Annotated in this window: 21 protein-coding genes; 15 read left to right on the top strand and 6 right to left on the bottom strand. The window is 58.1% G+C overall.

Annotation, left to right across the window (positions count from 1 at the left end; all coding sequences use genetic code 11):
* Nucleotides 1-484 precede the first annotated feature (484 nt).
* From TU84_RS25985 to TU84_RS01965, 6 genes are all read left to right on the top strand, one after another.
* Nucleotides 485-1,021, top strand: coding sequence for a C40 family peptidase (locus TU84_RS25985; RefSeq protein WP_157403781.1), 537 nt, complete (start codon nucleotides 485-487; stop codon nucleotides 1,019-1,021).
* Between the two features lie 757 nt (nucleotides 1,022-1,778).
* Complete coding sequence (locus tag TU84_RS01940) at nucleotides 1,779-2,222, top strand: Panacea domain-containing protein (protein ID WP_048366806.1); 444 nt, start codon at nucleotides 1,779-1,781, stop codon at nucleotides 2,220-2,222.
* Between the two features lie 559 nt (nucleotides 2,223-2,781).
* Nucleotides 2,782-3,252 (top strand): hypothetical protein, encoded by a 471-nt coding sequence (locus tag TU84_RS01950; protein WP_048366808.1) that lies wholly within the window; start codon nucleotides 2,782-2,784, stop codon nucleotides 3,250-3,252.
* 59 nt (nucleotides 3,253-3,311) lie between these two features.
* Nucleotides 3,312-4,181 (top strand): alpha/beta hydrolase family protein, encoded by an 870-nt coding sequence (locus TU84_RS01955; RefSeq protein ID WP_048366809.1) that lies wholly within the window; start codon nucleotides 3,312-3,314, stop codon nucleotides 4,179-4,181.
* A 416-nt stretch (nucleotides 4,182-4,597) separates the two neighbouring features.
* On the top strand, nucleotides 4,598-4,849 hold the full coding sequence (locus tag TU84_RS01960) for a DUF3077 domain-containing protein (protein WP_048366810.1): 252 nt from the start codon (nucleotides 4,598-4,600) through the stop codon (nucleotides 4,847-4,849).
* Between the two features lie 189 nt (nucleotides 4,850-5,038).
* The gene (locus TU84_RS01965) at nucleotides 5,039-6,079 is read left to right on the top strand and encodes a PDDEXK nuclease domain-containing protein (RefSeq protein ID WP_048366811.1); all 1,041 of its coding nucleotides are present in this window, start codon (nucleotides 5,039-5,041) and stop codon (nucleotides 6,077-6,079) included.
* Nucleotides 6,080-6,082: 3 nt separating this feature from the next.
* Here the strand turns inward: TU84_RS01965 and TU84_RS25380 are convergent, their stop codons facing one another.
* Nucleotides 6,083-6,328, bottom strand: coding sequence for a DUF1272 domain-containing protein (locus tag TU84_RS25380; RefSeq protein WP_082148605.1), 246 nt, complete (start codon nucleotides 6,326-6,328; stop codon nucleotides 6,083-6,085).
* Nucleotides 6,329-6,498: 170 nt separating this feature from the next.
* Between TU84_RS25380 and TU84_RS01970 the strand changes: the two genes are divergently transcribed.
* Together TU84_RS01970 and TU84_RS01975 are read left to right on the top strand one after the other, a co-directional pair.
* Nucleotides 6,499-7,104 carry a biliverdin-producing heme oxygenase gene (locus tag TU84_RS01970; protein WP_048366812.1) on the top strand — a complete coding sequence of 202 codons (606 nt, stop codon included), beginning with the start codon at nucleotides 6,499-6,501 and terminating at the stop codon, nucleotides 7,102-7,104.
* Entirely contained in the window at nucleotides 7,101-9,338 is a 2,238-nt protein-coding gene (locus tag TU84_RS01975; protein WP_048366813.1) for an ATP-binding protein, read from the top strand. Before TU84_RS01970 ends, TU84_RS01975 begins: the two co-directional genes overlap by 4 nt.
* A 90-nt stretch (nucleotides 9,339-9,428) precedes the next feature.
* On the opposite strand, the gene gabP is transcribed toward TU84_RS01975, so the two are convergent.
* Entirely contained in the window at nucleotides 9,429-10,820 is a 1,392-nt protein-coding gene (gabP, locus tag TU84_RS01980) for a GABA permease (protein ID WP_048366814.1), read from the bottom strand.
* A 551-nt stretch (nucleotides 10,821-11,371) separates the two neighbouring features.
* Between gabP and TU84_RS01985 the strand changes: the two genes are divergently transcribed.
* From TU84_RS01985 to TU84_RS02005, 5 genes are read left to right on the top strand one after another with little or no spacing between them, the layout of a single operon-like run.
* Entirely contained in the window at nucleotides 11,372-12,145 is a 774-nt protein-coding gene (locus TU84_RS01985) for an ABC transporter ATP-binding protein (RefSeq protein WP_048366815.1), read from the top strand.
* A 13-nt stretch (nucleotides 12,146-12,158) separates the two neighbouring features.
* Entirely contained in the window at nucleotides 12,159-12,914 is a 756-nt protein-coding gene (locus TU84_RS01990; RefSeq protein WP_048366816.1) for an ABC transporter substrate-binding protein, read from the top strand.
* A gap of 58 nt (nucleotides 12,915-12,972) precedes the next feature.
* The gene (locus TU84_RS01995) at nucleotides 12,973-13,665 is read left to right on the top strand and encodes an ABC transporter permease (protein ID WP_048366817.1); all 693 of its coding nucleotides are present in this window, start codon (nucleotides 12,973-12,975) and stop codon (nucleotides 13,663-13,665) included.
* Nucleotides 13,665-14,357, top strand: a complete 693-nt coding sequence (locus tag TU84_RS02000; protein WP_048366818.1) for an ABC transporter permease — start codon at nucleotides 13,665-13,667, stop codon at nucleotides 14,355-14,357. Before TU84_RS01995 ends, TU84_RS02000 begins: the two co-directional genes overlap by 1 nt.
* Complete coding sequence (locus TU84_RS02005; protein WP_048366819.1) at nucleotides 14,338-15,558, top strand: methyltransferase; 1,221 nt, start codon at nucleotides 14,338-14,340, stop codon at nucleotides 15,556-15,558. Before TU84_RS02000 ends, TU84_RS02005 begins: the two co-directional genes overlap by 20 nt.
* An 80-nt stretch (nucleotides 15,559-15,638) precedes the next feature.
* On the opposite strand, the gene uraH is transcribed toward TU84_RS02005, so the two are convergent.
* Together uraH and TU84_RS02015 are read right to left on the bottom strand one after the other, a co-directional pair.
* Nucleotides 15,639-16,049 (bottom strand): hydroxyisourate hydrolase, encoded by a 411-nt coding sequence (gene uraH, locus TU84_RS02010; RefSeq protein ID WP_048366820.1) that lies wholly within the window; start codon nucleotides 16,047-16,049, stop codon nucleotides 15,639-15,641.
* A 15-nt stretch (nucleotides 16,050-16,064) separates the two neighbouring features.
* Nucleotides 16,065-16,547 carry a GlcG/HbpS family heme-binding protein gene (locus tag TU84_RS02015; RefSeq protein ID WP_048366821.1) on the bottom strand — a complete coding sequence of 161 codons (483 nt, stop codon included), beginning with the start codon at nucleotides 16,545-16,547 and terminating at the stop codon, nucleotides 16,065-16,067.
* A 135-nt stretch (nucleotides 16,548-16,682) separates the two neighbouring features.
* Between TU84_RS02015 and TU84_RS02020 the strand changes: the two genes are divergently transcribed.
* Both TU84_RS02020 and TU84_RS02025 read left to right on the top strand, forming a co-directional pair.
* Nucleotides 16,683-17,357: a heavy metal response regulator transcription factor gene (locus tag TU84_RS02020; RefSeq protein WP_048366822.1), complete on the top strand. Its 675-nt coding sequence runs from the start codon at nucleotides 16,683-16,685 to the stop codon at nucleotides 17,355-17,357.
* Nucleotides 17,350-18,717 carry a heavy metal sensor histidine kinase gene (locus TU84_RS02025; RefSeq protein WP_048366823.1) on the top strand — a complete coding sequence of 456 codons (1,368 nt, stop codon included), beginning with the start codon at nucleotides 17,350-17,352 and terminating at the stop codon, nucleotides 18,715-18,717. The genes TU84_RS02020 and TU84_RS02025 overlap by 8 nt, the downstream gene beginning before the upstream one ends.
* Nucleotides 18,718-18,828: 111 nt before the next feature.
* Here TU84_RS02025 and TU84_RS02030 read toward each other — a convergent pair whose 3' ends face one another.
* Together TU84_RS02030 and TU84_RS02035 are read right to left on the bottom strand one after the other, a co-directional pair.
* Nucleotides 18,829-19,902 carry a PAS domain S-box protein gene (locus TU84_RS02030; RefSeq protein WP_048366824.1) on the bottom strand — a complete coding sequence of 358 codons (1,074 nt, stop codon included), beginning with the start codon at nucleotides 19,900-19,902 and terminating at the stop codon, nucleotides 18,829-18,831.
* Nucleotides 19,903-19,987: 85 nt separating this feature from the next.
* The gene (locus TU84_RS02035; RefSeq protein ID WP_048366825.1) at nucleotides 19,988-20,956 is read right to left on the bottom strand and encodes a PDR/VanB family oxidoreductase; all 969 of its coding nucleotides are present in this window, start codon (nucleotides 20,954-20,956) and stop codon (nucleotides 19,988-19,990) included.
* Nucleotides 20,957-20,965 lie beyond the last annotated feature (9 nt).

A 20,965-nucleotide genomic window follows, 5' to 3' on the forward strand; every position in this document is an offset into this window, starting at 1 on the left:
GAAACCGGAAATTAATATCAGAAAATACATAGTAAAAAAACATTAGAAAACCTCATGCGATTATAAAAAACAATCAAAAACCATGGATTTGATACGAACATCTGGTCCAAACCTGTAATTTCAATACACGACTCACACCTACGACCTGCAGAAACGTCCGACATGCTCGAAACCAGCGCTTGACGCCATCCATTAGCGACTCGGTAAAAAGCGTGAATTTTATCTGGGCTGGCACCTTGATATCTAGCAATGATATCATTTTGACATCAAATCCAAAGAGCCTACATCACAGGATAGATATGGACCTCATATGTTAAACGCTAAAGATTAGCTAATTTTTCGAGGAATAATTTCTGAGAGCAAAAAATTACTGCCACTAAGAATTCAATCTACTCTGATACGCATGAAAGAAACTACTAGTAAATTTAAACCTCTAAAAACCACAAGAAAGACTTGCCTACCAGTCTATGCAGAGATCAAAAACATGAAGACACTAGATATAATTCTCAACTTAGCGTTTCCGCATCGAGCATTAATAAGAACCTATAAAAAAGATAAGAAAATATCACGGAGCGCTATAAATACTATATATGAAGAACTCAGTGGAACTCAGTGCATTTTGCGACCAGGTTCGATTGTGGCCTGCGATCTTGCTATGGGAACTCTGGATCATACAGGTATCTATATAGGCAGAAACCGAATTGTTGAGCGAAATGGGTGTGGCCGTATTAGAAAGGTTTCAATAAAAGAGTTTACCAATTCCTCAACACTGAGATCTGGCGTGACTCTTTACGCCGCATGCGTGAAAGGCAAAGTCATTGCTAGCCCTGAAATTGCAAAGCGCGCTAGGGAGGCTGTCGAGACAGACTACGGCTATCACCTAATAAGTAATAACTGCCACAAACTTACAGCATACCTAGCGACCGGCAGACGCCATAACATCACCACTTTTACAAAACTGGCCTCAATACTTGACACAAAATATCCTGGATTAGAGTGGAAGTCTGCAATAGCTAAGTAGCACAAAAGTATCATCTGCACGCCCACTCGTAATTCGGGTGGCATGAGTAGGATGATAGTTTTTTTGTTTGCACAAATATCACGCGGTGCGCGCGGTGCGTTGAGAAAAACAGAAGCAATCAGCCCACATCTCTCCGGTGCTCCTCCGGAACTTTCGGAAGGTTTTGACACCATCTGGCCGGTTTCTGGCCGAAAAAATCGCGAGATATTTCAGATTAGGCCAGGAAGTCCAGTCGTTTTTCGAATGCGCCAGAGCTTTCACAGGTTTTGAAAATCCCCGTGTCGGCGGTTCGATTCCGTCTCTGGGCACCACATTCAGCTTTGATGTGGTGTTCACGCCACGCCAAAGCACACAAAAAACCCGCCTAGTGCGGGTTTTTTGCTTTCTGTGGTTTGGTCATAATTTTTGGTTTGTCTTCCCTCCCAAAAGCTTCATTACCGAAAAGAGGTCACCACCATCCTTTAGCGCGGCGAATACCTACAAGCTCTTGGTATTTATCAGGCACGCTCATCCCTAAGCCAACCACACAAATCCCTCTCAACTCCAAGCCGAGTCTTACAAATACTGGCCCGGAAATTTCCTTGGGAAGATTCAGCCGACCGTTTATCTGAGAACGGCGAGCACTGCCCTTTTTTACTCAGCAAAACGTGGCGCAAACCCGATATTCAATTGAGAGTTATAGGGTCGCGACGATAATCGTCCGTCCGATACCTTCAGGTTGCGCAATTCAGTGCAACCGCACATTCAAGGAGAGGTGATGCACAGCTGCTTTGATGTAGCCAAGTATTTCCTTGCTCAATCCAGCGAGGATGCTGGCGATCTCATTTCAAATCTCAAGCTGCAAAAGCTGGTTTATTACGCTCAGGGCTTCAGCCTTGCGCTCAGTGGGCGTCCACTTTTCGATGAACACATTGAAGCGTGGCTGCATGGTCCCGTCGTCCCGGCGCTTTACCACCACTACAAAGACTTCGGGTCTGGCCACATTCCTCACCCGGTAGCGTTTGACCTTGACATTTTTACCGCACAAGAGCGCGAACTGCTGGATGAGGTCTATGAGTTCTATGGGCAGTATTCGGCTTGGCGGCTTCGCCAATTGACGCATGACGAATCCCCTTGGCGTGAAAGCTATCGGGAGGGGAGCAATCAGGTCATTCATCGAGACTCAATGACCCGTTTTTTTCAAACCCAAGTTGTACATTGAGTGAGCCATGACCAAACGGATTCGGTCTACACCTGCCAAACACAGCACGCTACTCAGGCCCAAGGATGTGCCCACAGCGCGAAGCCCTGAACAGCTTCCACCGATATTTTCACTTGAGCATTTACAGAAAAGCCATTGTGTATCGGTGATCGCCGACCGCTCGGACCGTGGTCTGTTCATGGACGCGCTGTATACCCTGAGCCGAATGTCCTGGTCTCAAATCAATTCGGCACCCCGGCATGGGCTAGGCACTGAGCGTATGCCGTGCACTCAAATCAAGGCGAAAATCCCCCCTTGCGTCACAGAGGACGTGAACCTTCTGGTTTTCAGGTGGAAAGGGAAATTACCTTTTGTTGGGTTTCGAGACGGCAGGGTTCTGCATATCCTCTGGATAGAACAAAACTTCGGCGATCTTTATAACCACAGCTGACCTGCTCGTGAGCAGCGCCAGATCCGCCCTCTTATCCGCCAAAATCAACCCTTTGTACGATCCGTGCTTGGTGATCCCCAAGACCTGAGGTTCAATAACCGCCTTAGCCGCAAAGGACACCCCTTTCCAATGTCATCGCCTAAAAAACAGCAAAAGAATGCGCAGCGGGCCAAATCCAAGGCCAAGCAGAACCGCATCGGCAAGCCGGCCAAAACGTCGGCCAGCAGCTTGATGGATCATCCGTTCGATGACGTCAAAATCGATCTGAGCACGTTTAACTTCCAGGACATCCTCGACAACGGTTTTGACCCGGCCGATTACGATGATCTGTTCCAGGTCATGAAGGCCGCCGAGGCCATTAACCTGCAAGCGATGTGCACGGTGTTCCTGCAGTACCCGGTGCTGGAGCTGGTGATTTCCGAAGAGGAAGAAGACAGCGCCACGGACTTCCTGATGGGCTTGTTGATCGAGTACCGCATTGCCATTCACGGCGATGACGAAGACAGCGCCGTGGCCTGGATCGAAACACCGGCCTTCCAGAAAGCCTATGTCGAGGCCTCGCGCTTGCTGCAAGAGCGCAACACCCGGAGCGCGCACTGACCGCAGCGCTGACCCCACCTGTCAGCCGGGCGTTTACCGAGCCCGCCGCTGACGGTTATGTGCTGGGCGGTGTTGAGTGGCGCCATGGCACTGGCGACCCGACGCGGGCAGTGGTGATCATCAACGCAGCGACGTCGGTGCGCTGCACGTATTACTCGCGCTTTGCCGAATACCTGTTTAGCCATGGGCTGGACGTGATGCTGTTTGATTACCGGGGCATAGGGGTTTCACGTGCCGGGTCGCTGCGCGGGTTTCAAGCGTCATGGTCAGATTGGGGCGCGCTCGACTTTGAAGCCCTGCTCCAGCGCGCACAGCGCGACTACCCCGGCCAACCTGTCGATGTGGTCGGTCACAGCTTTGGCGGCTGTGCAGCGGGCCTGGGGGCGTCCGGGGCGGTGATCCGCAATCTGGTGACGGTGGGCGCGCAGTTTGCCCACTGGCGCGACTATGCGGCTGATCAGCGCTGGCCCATGCTCGCCAAATGGCATGGGGTGATGCCGCTGCTGACGCGGGTGTGCGGCTACTTCCCGGGCAAACGCCTGGGCTGGCTCGAAGACACCCCGGCAGGCGTGGTTGGCGACTGGTGCGGCCTGGGCACGCGCTACGAGCAGCTGCCCAGCGCACGTAAGCGGGCTGCCCTGCCCTTTTCATCGGTCACGGCCAACACCCTCGCCATCAGCCTTAGCGACGACCCCTTTGGCACAGTGGCAGCCACTGAGCGCCTGCTGAGCCATTTCAGCGCCAGCCCGCGTACGCACTTGCGCATAGACCCACAAGAAATCGGCGAAGCGGCCATTGGGCATTTCGCGTTTTTTCATAGCCGTTTTCAAGGCAGCTTGTGGCCGATTGCGTTGCAGTGGTTACGACAAGGGGAATTGGCGGCGGGGATGCCGGGGCGGGTGTGTTCCTTTAAAGCGCCCTCACCCTAGCCCTCTCCCGGAGGGAGAGGGGACTGATTGGGGGATGCTGAAGGCTTTCTGCACGCTGACCGTGCTGCGCTGAATCTGAAAACACCGCGGTAAAGCTCCTTCTCCCTCCGGGAGAGGGTTGGGGTGAGGGGCTTTTGGGCCTATTGCCAATAGCGGGTGTGAACGTTAGAGTCCGCTGCGTCGCGGTCAATCCCGTGGCCGGGCTTGGAAACCCGAATCGTAAACGGTGCTACAGCGCCAAAGTCAGTATTTCAGGCGTTTTTTTATGCCTGAAATATCACTTTATGGCGGCTGTGCGCGGGAGGCTTCGTGCCTGCCGGGTTCCGTTTACCCCGGTTTTCCAACCTGCGTACAGCTGCCACCCATTCGCTTGGAAACGAACGTGGTAGCTCCAACCCGTAAACGGAGCTTCACTCATGACCCAATCCCACACCACCGCCCTCGCTTTCCATGAAACCGGTCGCGACCATTTGCTGTTCAGCGTCAGGCCCGACATCCCCGCTGCCGATGCGTTGCACAGCGCCTCGGAACTACTGTCTGCCGCCGCTCACTCACTGGACGCCGTAGCCACCGGCACCGCCCTGATCGACGCCCATCAAGCCTTCCTGCTGTGCCACGCCCTGCGCGCGGCCAAAGCGACGGTCGACTCGCTGATACCTGACGCGTAAACACCTGCCTTGCCTCTGCGAGCGAATCCCAAGATCAAAAGATCGCGAGACAAGCTCGCTCCTACAGAGTGTCGCCAATCCAATATTTTCACCGTCAAATCAAGGAGATATCCCACAAAAAACCAGCAGCTAATACGAATTGGCAGTGACATCCTCATTGGCTCTTTAGGTCAATGCACGGCAATAACAATGAATCCTCCGCTACCTGTCCCTTGCGACTCCGATTTAGCGCCCCTGCTGGGTTCTTTGGGTGAACTGATTCGCCAGGCACGGCAAAAGGCCCTGCGCGTAGTCGATACGCTGCACGTGCACACCTGCTGGCACATGGGCCGACATATCATCGAATACGAACAAGCCGGGGCTGCCCGCGCCGCCTATGGCAAGCAACTGCTACCAACGCTGGCCAAAGCCCTGACACTCGAGTTTGGAAAAGGCTTTGACGAACGCAACTTGCGTCACATGCGCGGCTTCTATCAAGGATTTCCAATTTGGAACGCAGTGCGTACCGAATTGAGCTGGACCCATTACCGCACCCTGTTACGCGTTGAAAACGACAGTGCACGCCAGTGGTACATGAACGAGTGCGCCGCGCTGAACTGGTCGACCCGCGCGCTTGAGCGCCAGATCGGCACGCTTTACTACGAACGACTGTTGGTCAGCCAGGACCGCACAACAGTCAAGCAAGAAGCCGCAACCAACGTGGCTCCGCTGAATAAAAGCCCACGCGAATTTGTACGCGACCCGGTACTGCTGGAGTTTTGGGGCATGCCCACCGTTACCGGGCTTTTTGAGACAGGGCTGGAGCAAGCCTTGATCGATCACCTGCAAGGCTTTTTGCTGGAGCTTGGTAAAGGCTTTGCTTTCGTTGCCCGCCAGCAGCGCATCAGCACCGAGAGCAAAGATTTTTACGTCGACCTGGTGTTCTACAACTACTTGCTCAAATGCTTTGTGATCTTTGATTTGAAACGCGGCGAGTTGACCCATCAGGACATTGGCCAGATGGATATGTACGTGCGCCTGTATGACGACCTCAAGCGCGGTCCCGAAGATTGCCCGACAGTGGGCATCATTCTGTGCGCACAAAAAGATGCCTCGGTGGTGCGCTACTCGGTACTCAATGGCAATGAGCAACTGTTTGCCAGCAAGTACACGCTTATTTTGCCGACCGAGGACGAGCTTCGCGCCGAGCTCGACCGCGAGCAAGCGCTGATCGAGGCCTCTAGCGCTTAAACCTCACCGGGCAAAACACCCGTCGGGCTTGTATACCCGAGCTGTCGACGGCGGGTTGTTTGCGAGTTTGCTCGCGGGGCGTCGCGGGCGGGGCAACAGTTCGCCTTCACAGTTAGGGCAGATGCCGCCCAGTTTCTGTTCAACGCACGCCGCACAAAACGTGCATTCGAACGAGCAAATCCGTGCTTGAGCGGAGTCTGGCGGCAGGTCCAAATCACAACATTCGCAACTGGGGCGTAGTTCGAGCATGAGTACCTCTCTGTCGACAAAAAAAACGTTCCTGTGTGCAGTTAAGACGTTTCCTACAAAAAACCAACTGCTAACCTGCTAGCAAAATAATTGCACTTTTTACACACGGCGCATTCAAACAGACATGAGCGCCTATTCATAAGCGCACACAGAGAGCCCCGTAACACCGCATGCCACATGACACGCTTACCCCATCACTGCCTTCGGTTTTGACCGAGTTACGTTCTGGTACTCACACCCTGCATGTCGCCCTGGAGAAGCGCTTGCCGTTTTTCTCGGACAGCCTTGATACGGGGCTCTACACACGTTTACTGGCAGCCTATTACGGGTTTTATCAGGCGATAGAAGACGCACTCTCACACAGTGCATGGATCCCGCCGGGCTTTGATCTGCACGCCAGGCTCAAGACCCCCGCTCTGGAGCAAGACCTCCAGGCCTTGAACATCAACCCCGGCACCCTGGCACAGTGCCCTACCCTGCCGGCCATGAACAGCCAAGGCAGCGTACTCGGGGTGTTGTATGTGCTTGAAGGGGCTACTTTGGGCGGCAATGTGCTGCGTAAACGAATCGCTGAACACCTGGGCCTGGACGCCCACAACGGGTGCGCTTTTCTTTACGTGTATGGCGAAGCCACTGGCCGCCAGTGGAAGTCGTTTCTGGAATTTCTGAGCGACGTTCCGCTGGACGCCCAAGGATGCGATGAAGCCGTCAAAGCTGCCTGTTCCACTTTTAGCTGTTTCGAGCGCTGGCTCGAACGCCAGGAGGTGTTGTTATGACCCCACTAGATACGCAAACCTTTGAAACCCTGTTGGCCAATTGCGCCGACGAGCCGATTCGCTTTCCGGGCGCCATTCAGCCCCACGGCCTGCTGCTGACCTTGTCCGAGCCGGACCTGCACATCCAGCAGATCAGCGCCAACGTCGAAAACTTGTTCGGCCTGGCACCGGCTGCGCTGTTGGATCAGCCGCTGGCGACCCTGACCGGCCCGCACGCGTCGACCATCGTCGAGCAAGCGGCGCAGTTCGCCGGGCAGGTCGATGTGCCGCCCCTGGAGCTGACCCTGCAAGGCATTGCCTATGAAGGTCTGCTGCACAGAGACAATGGCCTGCTGATTCTGGAGCTTGAACTTAAGCCCGATCAGGCTGCGCTGGTGGGCACCATGGCCAAGATCCGCAACCTGAGCCGCGTGCTGCAAAGCCTGCAAGCGGCCAAGACGCTGCCTGCGCTGTACGACATTTGCGTCAAGGAGATCCAGGCGCTGACCGGGTATGACCGGGTGCTGATTTATCGCTTCCAGGAAGAGGGCCACGGCCAGGTGATCGCCGAGGCCTCGTCGCCGTCGATGGAGCTGTTCAAGGGCATGTTCTTTCCGGCCTCGGACATTCCGGAGCAGGCGCGCGAGCTGTACCGCACGCACTGGTTGCGCATTATCCCGAATGCCGACTACACACCGGTTGAGCTGGTGCCCCGGCTGCGCCCCGACACGCAGCAACCGCTGGACCTCAGCGGGGCGACATTGCGCAGTGTGTCGCCGATTCACTGCCAGTACATGAAGAACATGGGCGTGCTGTCGTCCATGAGCATCTCACTCATGGATGGCGACCGCTTGTGGGGCCTGATCAGTTGCGGCCACCGCACGCCGCTGCATGTGCCGCACGAGCTGCGCATGGCCTGCCAGACCATCGGCCAGGTGCTGTCGCTGCAAATCAGCGCTTTGCAAACCCTGGAGATCAGCCGCCAGCGTGAAGCCAAAATGGACGCCTTGGTGCGCCTCAACAGCGCGATGGTGCAAGGCCCGGAAAACGTCTTCGACGGCTTGGCACAAGAACACGCCTTGCTCATGGACCTGACCCAGGCCAGCGGCGTGGCCATTCTTGAAGACAACGTGCTGCACCGTTATGGCCAGTGCCCCAAGCCCGAGCAGATTCGTGAGCTGTACCAGTGGTTCAAGCAAAACGATGCGCCCGTGTTCTCCACCCATAACCTGTCCACGCTGTTCGCCCCGGCAGCAGACTACAAGGACATTGCCAGCGGCCTGTTGGCCATGAGCCTGCCCAAGCCCGTGGACAATGGCGTGCTGTGGTTTCGCACCGAGGTCAAAGAGAGCATTCCCTGGAGCGGCGACCCGAGAAAGCCGCTCAACCTGGAGTCGAGCGAGACCGGTTTGCGCCTGAGCCCGCGGACTTCGTTCGAGCTGTGGAAAGTCGAAATGGACGGCATTTCGACCAAATGGAGCCATGGCGACCTGTTCGCCGCCAATGACCTGAGGCGCTCGGCGCTGGAAAACGACCTGGCCCGCCAGGTGCGTCGCGAGCAACAGGCGGTGCGGGCACGGGACGAGCTGGTGGCCGTGGTGTCCCACGACTTGCGCAACCCCATGACGATCATTTCGATGCTCTGCGGGATGATGCAAAAGACCTTCAGCAGCGACGGCTCGCACGCGTCCAGGCGCATCACCACGGCCATCGACACCATGCAGCAGGCCAGCAGCCGCATGAACATCCTGCTGGAAGACTTGCTCGACACCTCCAAGATCGAGGCGGGCCGCTACACGATCTCGGCGCAGTCTCTGGACGTGACGCAGATATTTGAAGAGGCCCTGTCGCTGCTGATGCCGCTGGCGAGCGAGAAGCAGGTAGAGCTGACCTTTCACGCCGAGCCCGACCTGCAGATTCACGCCGACCCTGAGCGCTTGTTCCAGGTGTTGTCCAACCTGATCAGCAACGCGATCAAGTTCACCCCGGCCGACGGCAAAATCGTGGTGGCGGCCATGTCCAACGGCGACGACATCGTGTTCAGCGTGCGTGACTCCGGCAAAGGCATCCCCGCCGAACAACTGCCGCATATCTTCGACCGTTACTGGACGGCCAAAGAAGGCAACGCCACGGGCACAGGCCTTGGGCTGTACATCTCACAGGGCATCATCAAGGCCCACGGTGGCCAGTTGCTGGCCGAGAGTACGCCGGGCGAAGGCAGCGAGTTCCGCTTTACGGTGCCTAAAATCAGCTGACCGCACACGGTTGTAACGCCCACAAAAAAGGCCGCCATCGAGAACGATGGCGGCCTTTTTCTGGACTCAACGTTGAGGGCCGTCCTGGCCTCAGTTAAGTACCGATGCCCCCGCTTTCTCTGCACTGCGACGACGTGTGACCAACAGGCCCGCCGCCACCACCAAAATGCTCAACAGGCCAGTGGCCATGATTTCAGCCTGATGCTCTGGCTGGAACAGCATGATGGTCAAAATGGCCACGATAAACACGATCACCGCCCAGGTCAGGCCCGGGAACAGCCACATTTTGAACTCGATTTTCTCGCCCTTTTCGGTGCGCTTTTTGCGCATGCGCAGTTGCGATACCGCGATCACCAAGTACACCAGCAACGCGATGGCGCCGGAGCTGGCGAGCAGGAATTCAAACACCGCAGCAGGCGCCACGTAGTTGGCAAACACGGCCACGAAGGCTGCGCCGGTGGACATCATGACGGCCCAGTAAGGTGTGCCGCTGGCGTTGGTGCGCTTGGCCGCGGCCGGTGCATCACCGCGTTTGCTCAGGGAGAAGAGCATGCGCGAAGCGGTGTAGAGCGCCGAGTTCAGGCAGCTGGTGACCGCGATCAGAACCACGATATCAACGATCAGCTTGGCATTCGGGATGCCCATGCTGACCAGCGCAGTCTGATAAGAGCCAACGCTGGCCAGGCTTGGGTCGTTCCATGGCACCAGGGCCACAACGATGAAGATCGACACCAGGTAGAACAAGCCAATCCGCCAGATCACCGAGTTGGTGGCCTTGGTGATTTGCTTGCTCGGGTCTTTGGATTCCGCCGCCGCGATGGTGACGATTTCGGTGCCCATGAACGAGAACATGGTGGTCAGCATGGCGGCCAATACAGCGCCCATGCCGTTAGGCATAAAGCCGATGGTGTCGACCAGGTGCGACACACCGCTGACGCCGCTGGTGGGCAGCAGGCCGAAGATGGCCGCAAGGCCCAAGCCGATGAAGCCCACGATCGCCAGCACTTTGACCAGCGCAAACCAGAACTCGAACTCGCCGTAGTTCTTGACGCTGAACAGGTTGGTGATGGTCAGCAACAAGGTGATGACCAGTGTAAACACCCAGATCTCCACGCCCGGGAACCAGGCATGCAGGATGGTGCCGGCCGCCACCGCTTCCAGCGGGATAACCAACACCCAGAACCACCAGTACAGCCAGCCGATGGTGAAACCGGCCCAGTGCCCGATTGCACGGTCGGCGTAGGTGGAGAATGAACCGGTGTCCGGCGAGGCGACGGCCATTTCGGCCAGCATGCGCATCACCAACACCACTAACGTGCCTGCTGCGGCGTAGGCCAGCAGCACGGCAGGGCCCGCCTGGGCAATCGCGTGTCCGGAGCCGACGAACAAGCCGGCACCGATGACCCCCGCGATAGACAGCATGGTCACATGCCGTGGCTTGAGCCCTTGCTCCAGGCCGTTAGAGGTTTGTGTATTGCTCATTGGGACTACCTTTGCAGTGAAAGCCATTCCGAGCGCCGCGCTTGATTACCTTCTCGTAAAAAGTAACCAACGGAGCGTTTAGAATTATTTACGCAATAAATGAGCCAAAATGTGACAGGTGCACGGTTTGTGCGGCCTGTAAGGCATTTGCGATGTGTTTGTAACCTGTTGAGCGTAATGGCTTTTTGCCTATTTGTTACCGTAACACTCAGTTACAGGGAAACTCGCGCACCAAAAAAAAGCAAATCTACCCATCTGGCCCTAAACCGGTGCGCATCTTTGACCTTTAGTAGGTTCGTGCTTCCAACACAGGGCCAAAACTGGCAACATCGCGACCTTTTTTACGCGACACCTCTCTGGCCGAACGGCAAAATACGGGGCTTGGTTGTTGTCGGCGCGACAGTCTTCTATCGCGATGCGACAAACGACCACACTCGTGCCTTTTGGGCTGGTGGTGCGGCTGGTTGCCTTGGCGACCCTATGCTAGCTTGGCCCTCGCCAGGAAGGCCGCCCAATAGCAGGATCGCACCCGAACACAATGAGGACCGCACATGGCTTTGGCCACGCCCGCGCTTGAAATCCGCAATTTGCATAAACGCTACGGCGAGCTTGAGGTACTTAAAGGTATCTCGCTGACCGCACGCGACGGCGACGTGATCTCGATCCTGGGTTCTTCCGGTTCCGGCAAGTCCACTCTGCTGCGCTGTATCAACCTGTTGGAAAACCCGCACGAGGGCCAGATCCTCGTTGCCGGTGAAGAGCTCAAACTCAAAAAAGCCAAATCGGGCGAGCTGGTTGCTGCCGATGGCAAACAAATCAACCGCATGCGCAGCGAACTGGGTTTTGTGTTTCAAAACTTTAACCTGTGGCCGCACATGACCATCCTCGACAACATCATCGAGGCGCCACGCCGCGTGCTGGGCCAGAGCAAGGCCGAAGCCATCGAAGTGGCCGAAGCGCTGCTGGCCAAGGTAGGCATCGCTGATAAACGCCATGCCTACCCGTCGGAACTGTCCGGTGGTCAGCAGCAACGTGCCGCTATCGCTCGCACGCTGGCCATGCAACCTAAAGTGATCCTGTTCGATGAGCCCACATCAGCCCTTGACCCGGAAATGGTCCAGGAAGTACTTAGTGTGATCCGCGCGCTCGCCGAAGAAGGTCGCACTATGCTCATGGTCACCCACGAAATGGGCTTTGCCCGTCAGGTGTCCAGCGAAGTCGTGTTTTTGCACCAAGGCCTGATCGAAGAGCAAGGATCGCCTGACCAGGTGTTTGATAACCCGGTCTCAGCGCGCTGCAAACAATTCATGTCCAGCAATCGCTAACGGAGCAATACGAATGCAGAACTATAAAAAACTTCTCCTGGCTGCTGCCGCCACCTTGGTGTTCAGTGCTAATGCCTTGGCTGTTGATAAGTACAAAGTCGGTATCGAGGGCGCTTACCCTCCGTTCAACAACAAGAACGCCAGTGGTGAGGTGGTGGGTTTTGACCCGGACATCGCCATGGCACTGTGCGCAAAAATGAAAGCCGAGTGCGAGATCGTCACGTCCGATTGGGACGGCATCATCCCGGCGCTAAATGCCAAAAAGTACGATTTCATCGTGTCGTCTCTGTCGATCACTGACGAGCGCAAGCAAGCGGTCGATTTCACCGACCCGTACTACTCCAACAAACAGCAGTTCATTGCTCCAAAAAAAGTTGATTTCAAAACCGACATCGCTTCACTCAAGGGCAAAGCACTAGGCACCCAGCGTTCTACCCAGGCCGCAACCTGGCTCGATGAAAAAGTGGGTTCAGATGCGACAATTTCTTTGTATGACACCCAGGAAAACGCCTACCTTGACCTGACCTCGGGCCGTGTCGATGCATTGCTGGCTGACAAATACGCTAACTACGACTGGCTCAAAAGCGAGGCAGGCCAGGCTTATGAGTTCAAGGGTGAGCCGGTCAATGAAGACGACAAGGTTGGCATTGCTCTGCGCAAAGGCGACAACGAACTGCGCGCCAAGCTGAACCTCGCCCTCAAGGAAATCGTTGAAGACGGCACCTACAAGAAAATCAACGACAAGTACTTCCCGTTCAGCATCTACTGACCTGCCTGACCGGTGCTGCCTTGCGCAGCACCGGTCCCTAGCAAAGCCTGCCTAACCCATGACTATCGATTTATACGGATTCGGCCCGGCGCTTGCCGCTGGCGCACTGATGACCGTCAAACTGGCACTCACTGCGCTGTGTCTGGGCCTGGTGCTCGGTCTGCTCGGTGCATTGGCCAAAACTTCGCCGTACAAGCCGCTTAAATGGCTCGGTGGCACTTATTCAACGCTGGTTCGCGGCGTGCCGGAACTGCTCTGGGTGTTGCTGATTTACTTCGGCAGCGTCAATGCGGTACGCGGCCTCGGCGAACTGATCGGCATGCCCGACCTCACCCTCAGCGCCTTCGCTGCCGGTGTTATCGCGCTGGGCCTGTGCTTTGGCGCGTATGCGACCGAAGTGTTTCGTGGCGCCATTTTGGCCATCCCCAAAGGCCACCGCGAAGCGGGCATGGCATTGGGTCTGTCCAAGCCGCGCATTTTCACCAAACTGGTGCTGCCACAAATGTGGCGTATCGCCCTGCCCGGCCTGGGCAACCTGTTCATGATCCTGATGAAAGACACCGCGCTGGTCTCGGTCATCGGCCTGGAAGAAATCATGCGTCAGGCGCAAAACGCCGTGACCTTCGCCAAACACCCCTTCACCTTCTACATGGTGGCTGCCGTGATGTACCTGGGCCTGACCATCTTGGCCATGGGCACCCTGCACGTGCTTGAGAAACGCGCCGCACGCGGCTTCGTGAGGAGAACGTAATGCAGGTGTGGGAACTCTTCATCAAATGGCTGCCCAAGCTGATCCAGGGCGCGACCCTGACGCTGGAGCTGACGGCACTGTCGGTCATCGCCGGTTTGATCGTGGCCATTCCGCTGGGCATCGCCCGCTCCTCCAAGCTGTGGTACGTGCGCTCGCTACCGTACGGCTATATCTTTTTCTTTCGCGGCACACCGCTGCTGATCCAGCTGTTTCTGGTGTATTACGGGCTGGGGCAATTTGAAGCGGTGCGTGAAAGCGTGTTGTGGCCATACCTGCGCGACCCGTTCTGGTGTGCGGTACTCACCATGACCCTGCACACGGCCGCCTACATCGCCGAGATTCTGCGCGGTGCGATCCAGGCCATCCCGCCGGGTGAAATCGAAGCGGCCCGTGCCCTGGGCATGTCACGCGGTAAAACCCTGCTGCACATCGTGCTGCCGCGTGCTGCACGCATCGGCCTGCCGGCGTACAGCAACGAGGTGATCCTGATGCTCAAGGCCAGTTCGCTGGCGAGTACCGTGACCTTGCTGGAACTGACCGGCATGACCCGTACCATCATTGCCCGCAACTACCAGACGGTGGACATGTTCCTGATCGCCGGGGTGATCTACCTGGTCATGTCGTTCGTACTGATCCAGGGCTTCAAACTGCTGGAGCGCTGGTTGCGCGTCGATGCCTGCCAAGGCCGTTAACCTTGAGGGCGAGCAACTGCTCGCCCGCTTTGAGGCGCTGGACGCGTTTTTACGTGAGCACCAGTCGCTGTGGCGCCCACGGCCATTCACGCAGCTGAATATGCCGTGGGAAGCCCACCATCCTGAACTGTCCCGGTGGTTACGCCAGCGCTCGTTGCACGACGCTGAAGCCAGCCATAACCAGCCTCATCAGCTAGGCGCCCCCGCCCCGTTCGCGACACTGGCAGCCACCGCCCTTGCACTGAGCAGCCTTGAGCGTTTACCCGTTCAGGCCCTGGCGCCAGCCGCGCCGCGCTTGCAAGTAGATGTGCCGGGGCGCAAATGGCAGCAAATCGAAGCCTTCGCACAAAGCCTGACCTTTAAGAAAACCCCCACGCATTGGCTGGACTGGTGCTCAGGCAAAGGCCATTTGGGCCGGCGCTTGATAACCGCAGAGCAACAACTGACGTGCCTGGAATACGACCCGGCGCTGGTCGAGGCCGGTTTGGCGCTCAGCCAGCGGCATGGGCTCAATGCCCGGCATGTGCAACAGGACGTGATGGCGACGCTTGAACTGCAACCCGGCATGACCCCCGTGGCCCTGCATGCCTGTGGTGATTTGCACGTGCGCCTGCTGCAACTGGCCAGCGCGGCGGGCTGTGCACAACTTGCCCTTTCGCCGTGCTGCTACAACCGCATCAGCGCGCCGCACTACACGGCGTTATCCACAGCCGCCAAGGCATCGGCTTTGCAGTTATCGCTGGAAGACCTGAGCTTGCCGATGAGCGAAACCGTGACCGCCGGCAGCCGCGTGCGGCGTCAGCGCGATGAGTCAATGGCACGGCGTTTGGGGTTTGATGGGTTGCAACGCCAATTGCGCCAGTGCGATGAATACTTATCCACACCCTCGCTGCCCAGCGCCTGGTTGAACAAGCCGTTCGCCCAGTACTGCGAAGATCTCGCGGCGTTGAAAAACTTATCCACAACCGGGACAGAAGACTGGGCAGCGCTTGAAGCGGCGGGTTGGAAGCGGTTGGCGCACGAGCTCAATCTGGAGTTGGTACGCGGCCTGTTCCGTCGCCCGCTGGAACTGTGGCTGGTACTGGATCGGGCGTTGTACCTGCAAGAGCACGGCTATGACGTGCACGTGGGCGAGTTTTGCGACAGCAGCCTGACGCCGCGCAATATGATGGTGATTGCGCAGCGCACACAGCCTCTGTAGGAGCGAGCTTGCCTCGCGATCTTTTAAAAAGATCAAAAGATCGCGAGGCAAGCTCGCTCCTACAGGGTTAGTCACTGAACCTACGACCCGCGATACGTCGAGAAGCCGTAAGGGCTGAGCAGCAGCGGGATGTGGTAATGCTGGTCGGCGTTTTTCACTTCGAAGATCACCGGGATCTCCGGGAAGAAGGTGTCACGCCCGGCCTTTTTGAAGTATTCGCCGGTTTTGAACACCACGCGGTATTCGCCCGCTTTAAGCGTCTGCTGGGCCGGGAACAATTCGCCAATGCGACCTTGTTCGTTAGTCACACCTTGGCTCAGCATCTGCCAGTTCTGCCCCACCTGCTGCTCCAGAGTGACGTGAACGCCCGGGGACGGTAAGCCGTTTTCCAGGTTCAGTACGTGCACGCTCAGCGGGTTGCCCGCCGCCCATGCGACGCTCGAAACAGCGCTCAGGCCCAAGGCCGCCAAAGTGATTTTCAACCGTTTCATGTGTGATCCTCCGGGTTAATTGCGTTGTGTGGTCAAGCCGATCTGTTGGGCAGCGCTCACCGCGCAGGCTTCGTCCTGCTCGGCGCCGCCCGCCCCGGCCACGCCCATGGCGCCGACCAGTTCACTGCCGGCAAACAGCGGCACGCCACCGCCTAACAACAGCAGTTCAGGGATGGAGTTGAGGTTGGCGGCTTCCGGGTTGTTGCGTGCACGTTCGGCAAACAGCCGGGTTGGCGTTTTGGTCGACAGCGCGGTGTAGGCTTTGCGCTGGCTGGCCAGCAGGTTGTGCGGCCCGATGTCCTCGGGGCGCAGCGCCAGCAACACGTTGCCACCGCGGTCCAGCACGTTCAGCGCCCCGCTGCAGTGCTTGAGCGCAGCAGCGGCCAGTTGCTGGGCCGTGGCCAGATCGAGGTCGGCATTGCGCGGCAAATCCGGCGCAGCCTGGGCGGCGCCAGCGGTGCCCAAGGCAGCCCACAACAGCACATTTTTCAGCTTCATCAGCAAGCTCCTGTTCGAATGGCGCCACCTTAACCAGCGCCCCCCGTCAGAACCCCGTCAGTTGGATTACAAGTTTGTAATAGGCAATACCGGCGAACACGCCTAGCCTGTTCAGACGATTGATCGAGGTGTGCGATGCGCTTGTTAGTGGTGGAAGACGAAGCCAAGACAGCTGAGTTCCTGGCCAAGGGCCTTAAGGAGTCAGGTTTTGTCGTGGATGTGGCCTTGAACGGGCTGGACGGGCGCTACCTGATTGAGCAGCAGGAATACGACCTGGTCATTCTGGACGTGATGCTGCCGGGGCTTAATGGCTGGCAACTGCTGCAGTTGATTCGCCAACGCGGCGCCACGCCGGTGCTGTTTTTAACCGCCAAAGACGCCATCGAAGACCGCGTGCGCGGCCTTGAACTGGGCGCGGACGACTACCTGCTCAAGCCGTTTGCCTTTGCCGAACTGCTGGCCCGGGTGCGCACGCTGCTGCGTCGTGGCCCGATGCGTGAAGCCGAGTCGTACAGCATTGCTGACCTTGAGATCGACGTACTGCGCCGCCGCGTCAGCCGGGGCGGTCAGCGCATCAACCTGACCAACAAGGAGTTCGCGCTGTTGCAGTTGCTGGCCAGCCGTCAGGGCGAAGTGTTGTCGCGCACCTTGATTGCCTCGCAGGTGTGGAACCTGAACTTCGACAGCGACACCAACATGGTCGAGGTCGCCGTGCGCCGGTTGCGCGCCAAGGTCGACGATCCGTACATGCCAAAACTTATCCACACCGTGCGCGGCGTCGGCTATCAGCTGGAAGCGCCCGATGAATAGATCCATCGCCTGGCGACTGGCCCTGGCCATTGCCTTGACCTGCGCGCTGGTGCTCAGCGTGATCGGTGTGTTCCTATATCGCTCACTGGCCTCGGAGCTGAGCTTTCGCGATGACATGGCGCTGCTCGGTCGCCTTGAGCGCATGCGCGCCCTGCTGCACGACAGCGACAGCCTCGAAGCCCTGCAAGAGCGCCCCCGGCTGTATCAAAACATGCTGGGCAATCGTGACAGCCTGCTGCTGGTGACCCACAGCGACGGCCGCCCGGTGATCACGATCAACCCGCATCAGCAAGCGCTGCCGCCTGTGCAGCCCCTCCCACAGGAGCGCATGCCACAGCGCAGCGATATCCAGACAGTGGACAACCTCGTCTTATTGAGCGGCGTGGCCGACGGCCCGGCGGACGAGCGCTTGAACGTGACCGTGGGCATGCATCTGCAAGAGCGTGAGCAGATGCTCGCCAGTTACCGGCTACGTCTGTACATGGCGGTCGGGCTGGGCGCCCTGCTCGCGTTTGGCCTGGGCTTGCTGCTGTTGCGCCGTGGCCTGAAACCGCTGCGCGAACTGGCCCAGGCCATGCGCGGCATTAACCCGCGCAGCCTTGACCAACGCATGCCGGTCGACCACGTCCCCACAGAATTGAAAGAACCGGTGCTGGCGCTCAACGCCATGCTCGCGCGCCTTGAGGACAACTTTGCGCGGCTGTCGCAGTTCTCGGCGGATCTGGCCCATGAAATCCGCACGCCGCTGCACAACCTGCTGGGCAGCAACAGCCTGGCCCTGAACCAGACGCGCAGCCCGGCGGAGTATCAGGACGTGCTGGCGTCCAACATTGAAGAGTACGAACGCCTGAACCGCATGGCCGAGAACCTGATGTTCCTGGCCCGCGCCGAGCACGGGCAACGGCCGTTGCACCTGCAAAACGAGGACCTGCGCGCGGTGGGCGACGAGCTGTGTGATTACTTTGACGCGCTGGCTGAAGACCGTGGCGTGCGCTTGGGCAATTCGCTCAGCGGCACGCTGACCGCAGACCTGCATCTGTTGCAGCGGGCCCTGAGCAACCTGCTGGCCAATGCCGTGCGGCATGCCGAGCCCGATTCGGTGATCAGGCTGGTGCAGCGTGAAGACGCCGAGTATTGCTGGATCGGCGTGCACAACATCGGCCCCGCCATCGAGCCGCAGCATGTGGGCAAAGTGTTCGATCGTTTTTACCGGGTTGACCCTTCGCGCTCGCAGCCTGGTGATTCAGGCGGGCTGGGCTTGGCGATTGTGGGGTCGATCATGCAACTGCATGGCGGCGAAGTGCGCGTGCAAAGCGACGACAGCGGGACGCTGTTTGAGCTGGGGTTCCACCACAGATAGTTAATCGAAAACGGCCTGTTGTAGGAGCGAGCTTGTCTCGCGATCTTTTGATCTTTTAAAAGATCGCGAGGCAAGCTCGCTCCTACAGTGGGTGTGTGCAGCGTTTGAGGGTTAGAGCTGGCCTTCAAGCTCAGCAATGCGGTCCAGCAGCGCTTGGCGTTCGGCGCGTTCCTGGGTGATGTCGTCGATCACGCTGATCAAGTGCTCGGGGCTGTCGTCCTGGGAGTTGCGCTGCAATGAGGTGCGCACGTGGGCCCAGATGTAATGGCCGTCTTTGCACAGCAGGCGTTTTTCGAGGTCGTAGTTGCTGATTTCGCCATCCAGCAGGCGCTGCAACTGCTCAAGGTTGATTTGCAGGTCGTCGGGGTGGGTGATGGCCTGAAAGGTCAGCGCCCGCAGCTCTTGTTCGCTGTAACCCAACAACTGGCACAAGCTGTCGTTAACCCGCCGCCAGCGGCCGTCGAGGTCGACGTAAGCCATGGCGCCGCACGCCAGTTCAAACAAGGCCCGAAAGGCTTCTTCGCTTTTACGCAGCGATTGCTCGGCAGTTTTGCGGGCGGTGTTGTCCATGCTGATGCCGATCATTTTCACCGGGCGCCCGGCGCTGTCGTTCAGCGGCATGGCCCGCGATGAGATCCAGCGCATCTCGCCATCCGGGCGGAAGATGCGGAAGTCATATTCGTACGGGGTGTTGTTGGCGAAGCATTCGCGGTACAGCTCGTTCATCACCACTTCGTCTTCGGGCAGTACGTGCGGCCAGAAGTCTTCGTTGCGGTTGACCTGCCAGCCGTAGACCCGCTCGACGTTGGCCGAATAAAACACCTCGTCGGTGATGAGGTTCCATTCCCAGGTCACGATCCCGGCGTTTTCCTGGGCCAGGGTCATGCGCGCTTCACTTTCCATGATGTCGGCAATGTACTTGCGCCGCACATCGGTCATCGGCAGTTCAACCGACGTGGTGCCCTGAAGGTCTTGCACCGCCTGTTCGCCATAGCGCAGCCACACCCAGTTGACCTTGAGCAGGTCCGCCAGTTTGCGCAAATTGCTGTAGTCGATTTCGCCACCACGGGTCCACTTGTGCACCGCCGTGCGGGAAATACCCAAGGCCGTACCGACCGCTTGCAGGGTCATTTTGTGGTGTTCGAGCAGCTCCTTCAGACGAAAGGCAAAGCTATCTTCGGTCATGACATATCCGTGATCACGTGAGGCGCAGGGCGCTGCGATTATACACACACGCCTGCGGCCCTCGACCCGATCACGGAAGTGAGGCTTATAAGTCCAGTACCAGGCGTTCGCCACGGGCCCGCGACACGCAAATCATCATGGTCTGCTGGGCGGCTTTTTCGTCGTCGCTCAGGTATTGGTCGTTGTGCTCGGCTTGCCCCTCAAGGATGCGCGTCTCGCAGGTGCCGCACACGCCTTCGCGGCACAGGCATTCGACGTCGACATTGGCTTTTTCAATGGCCTTGAGGATGCTCATGCCTTCTTCGACGCGCAATTCCTGACCGGATTTGGCCAGCACCAGGGTGAACGCACCGCCGGTGATCGGCGCGGCGGCGAACTGTTCCCAATGCACGCGCTCGTCAGCCAGGCCCAGTTGTTTGCCGGTGGCGATCACCGCATCGATCAGCGGTTTAGGGCCGCACACATACACGTGCGCGTCGCTGTCCAGGTTGCCCATCAGCTCGGCCAGATTCAGCGATTGGCCCAGGCTGTCGGCGTAGGTGCGCGTGCGTTCGGCATGCGGACCCGCGCTGAGCTCGTCGTGAAACGCGCCGTGTTCCGGGCTGCGGAAGGCGTAATGCAGTTGGTAATCGGCGCCCGCGTCACGCAGTTCGTGCACTTGCGAGAGGAACGGGGTGATGCCGATCCCGCCCGCGATGAGGATGTGTTTGCCCGCCTTCGGGTCGATGGCGAACAGGTTGTTGGGGGTCGAAATCATCAGCTCGGTGCCGACCTCGACCTGTTGGTGCATAAACGCCGAGCCGCCTTTGGATTGCTCCTCAAGACGCACGCCAATCTGGTAGCTGGCGGTCTGGCGCGGGTCGCTCATCAACGAATAGGCGTTGCTGTGCTGACGGCCGTCGGCGTCTTTCATCTGCACGATGATGTGGCTACCGCCGGTGAAGTCGGGCAGCGGCTGGCCGTCCTGGCGTACCAGGGTAAAACGTTTGATCAGCGGCGTTACCTGCTCGACACCGATCACACGGGCGGCAAGCATTTGATAAGAGTTGGCCATCGCAAAACC

The sequence above is a fragment of the Pseudomonas helleri genome (assembly GCF_001043025.1).
Taxonomy (GTDB): domain Bacteria; phylum Pseudomonadota; class Gammaproteobacteria; order Pseudomonadales; family Pseudomonadaceae; genus Aquipseudomonas; species Aquipseudomonas helleri.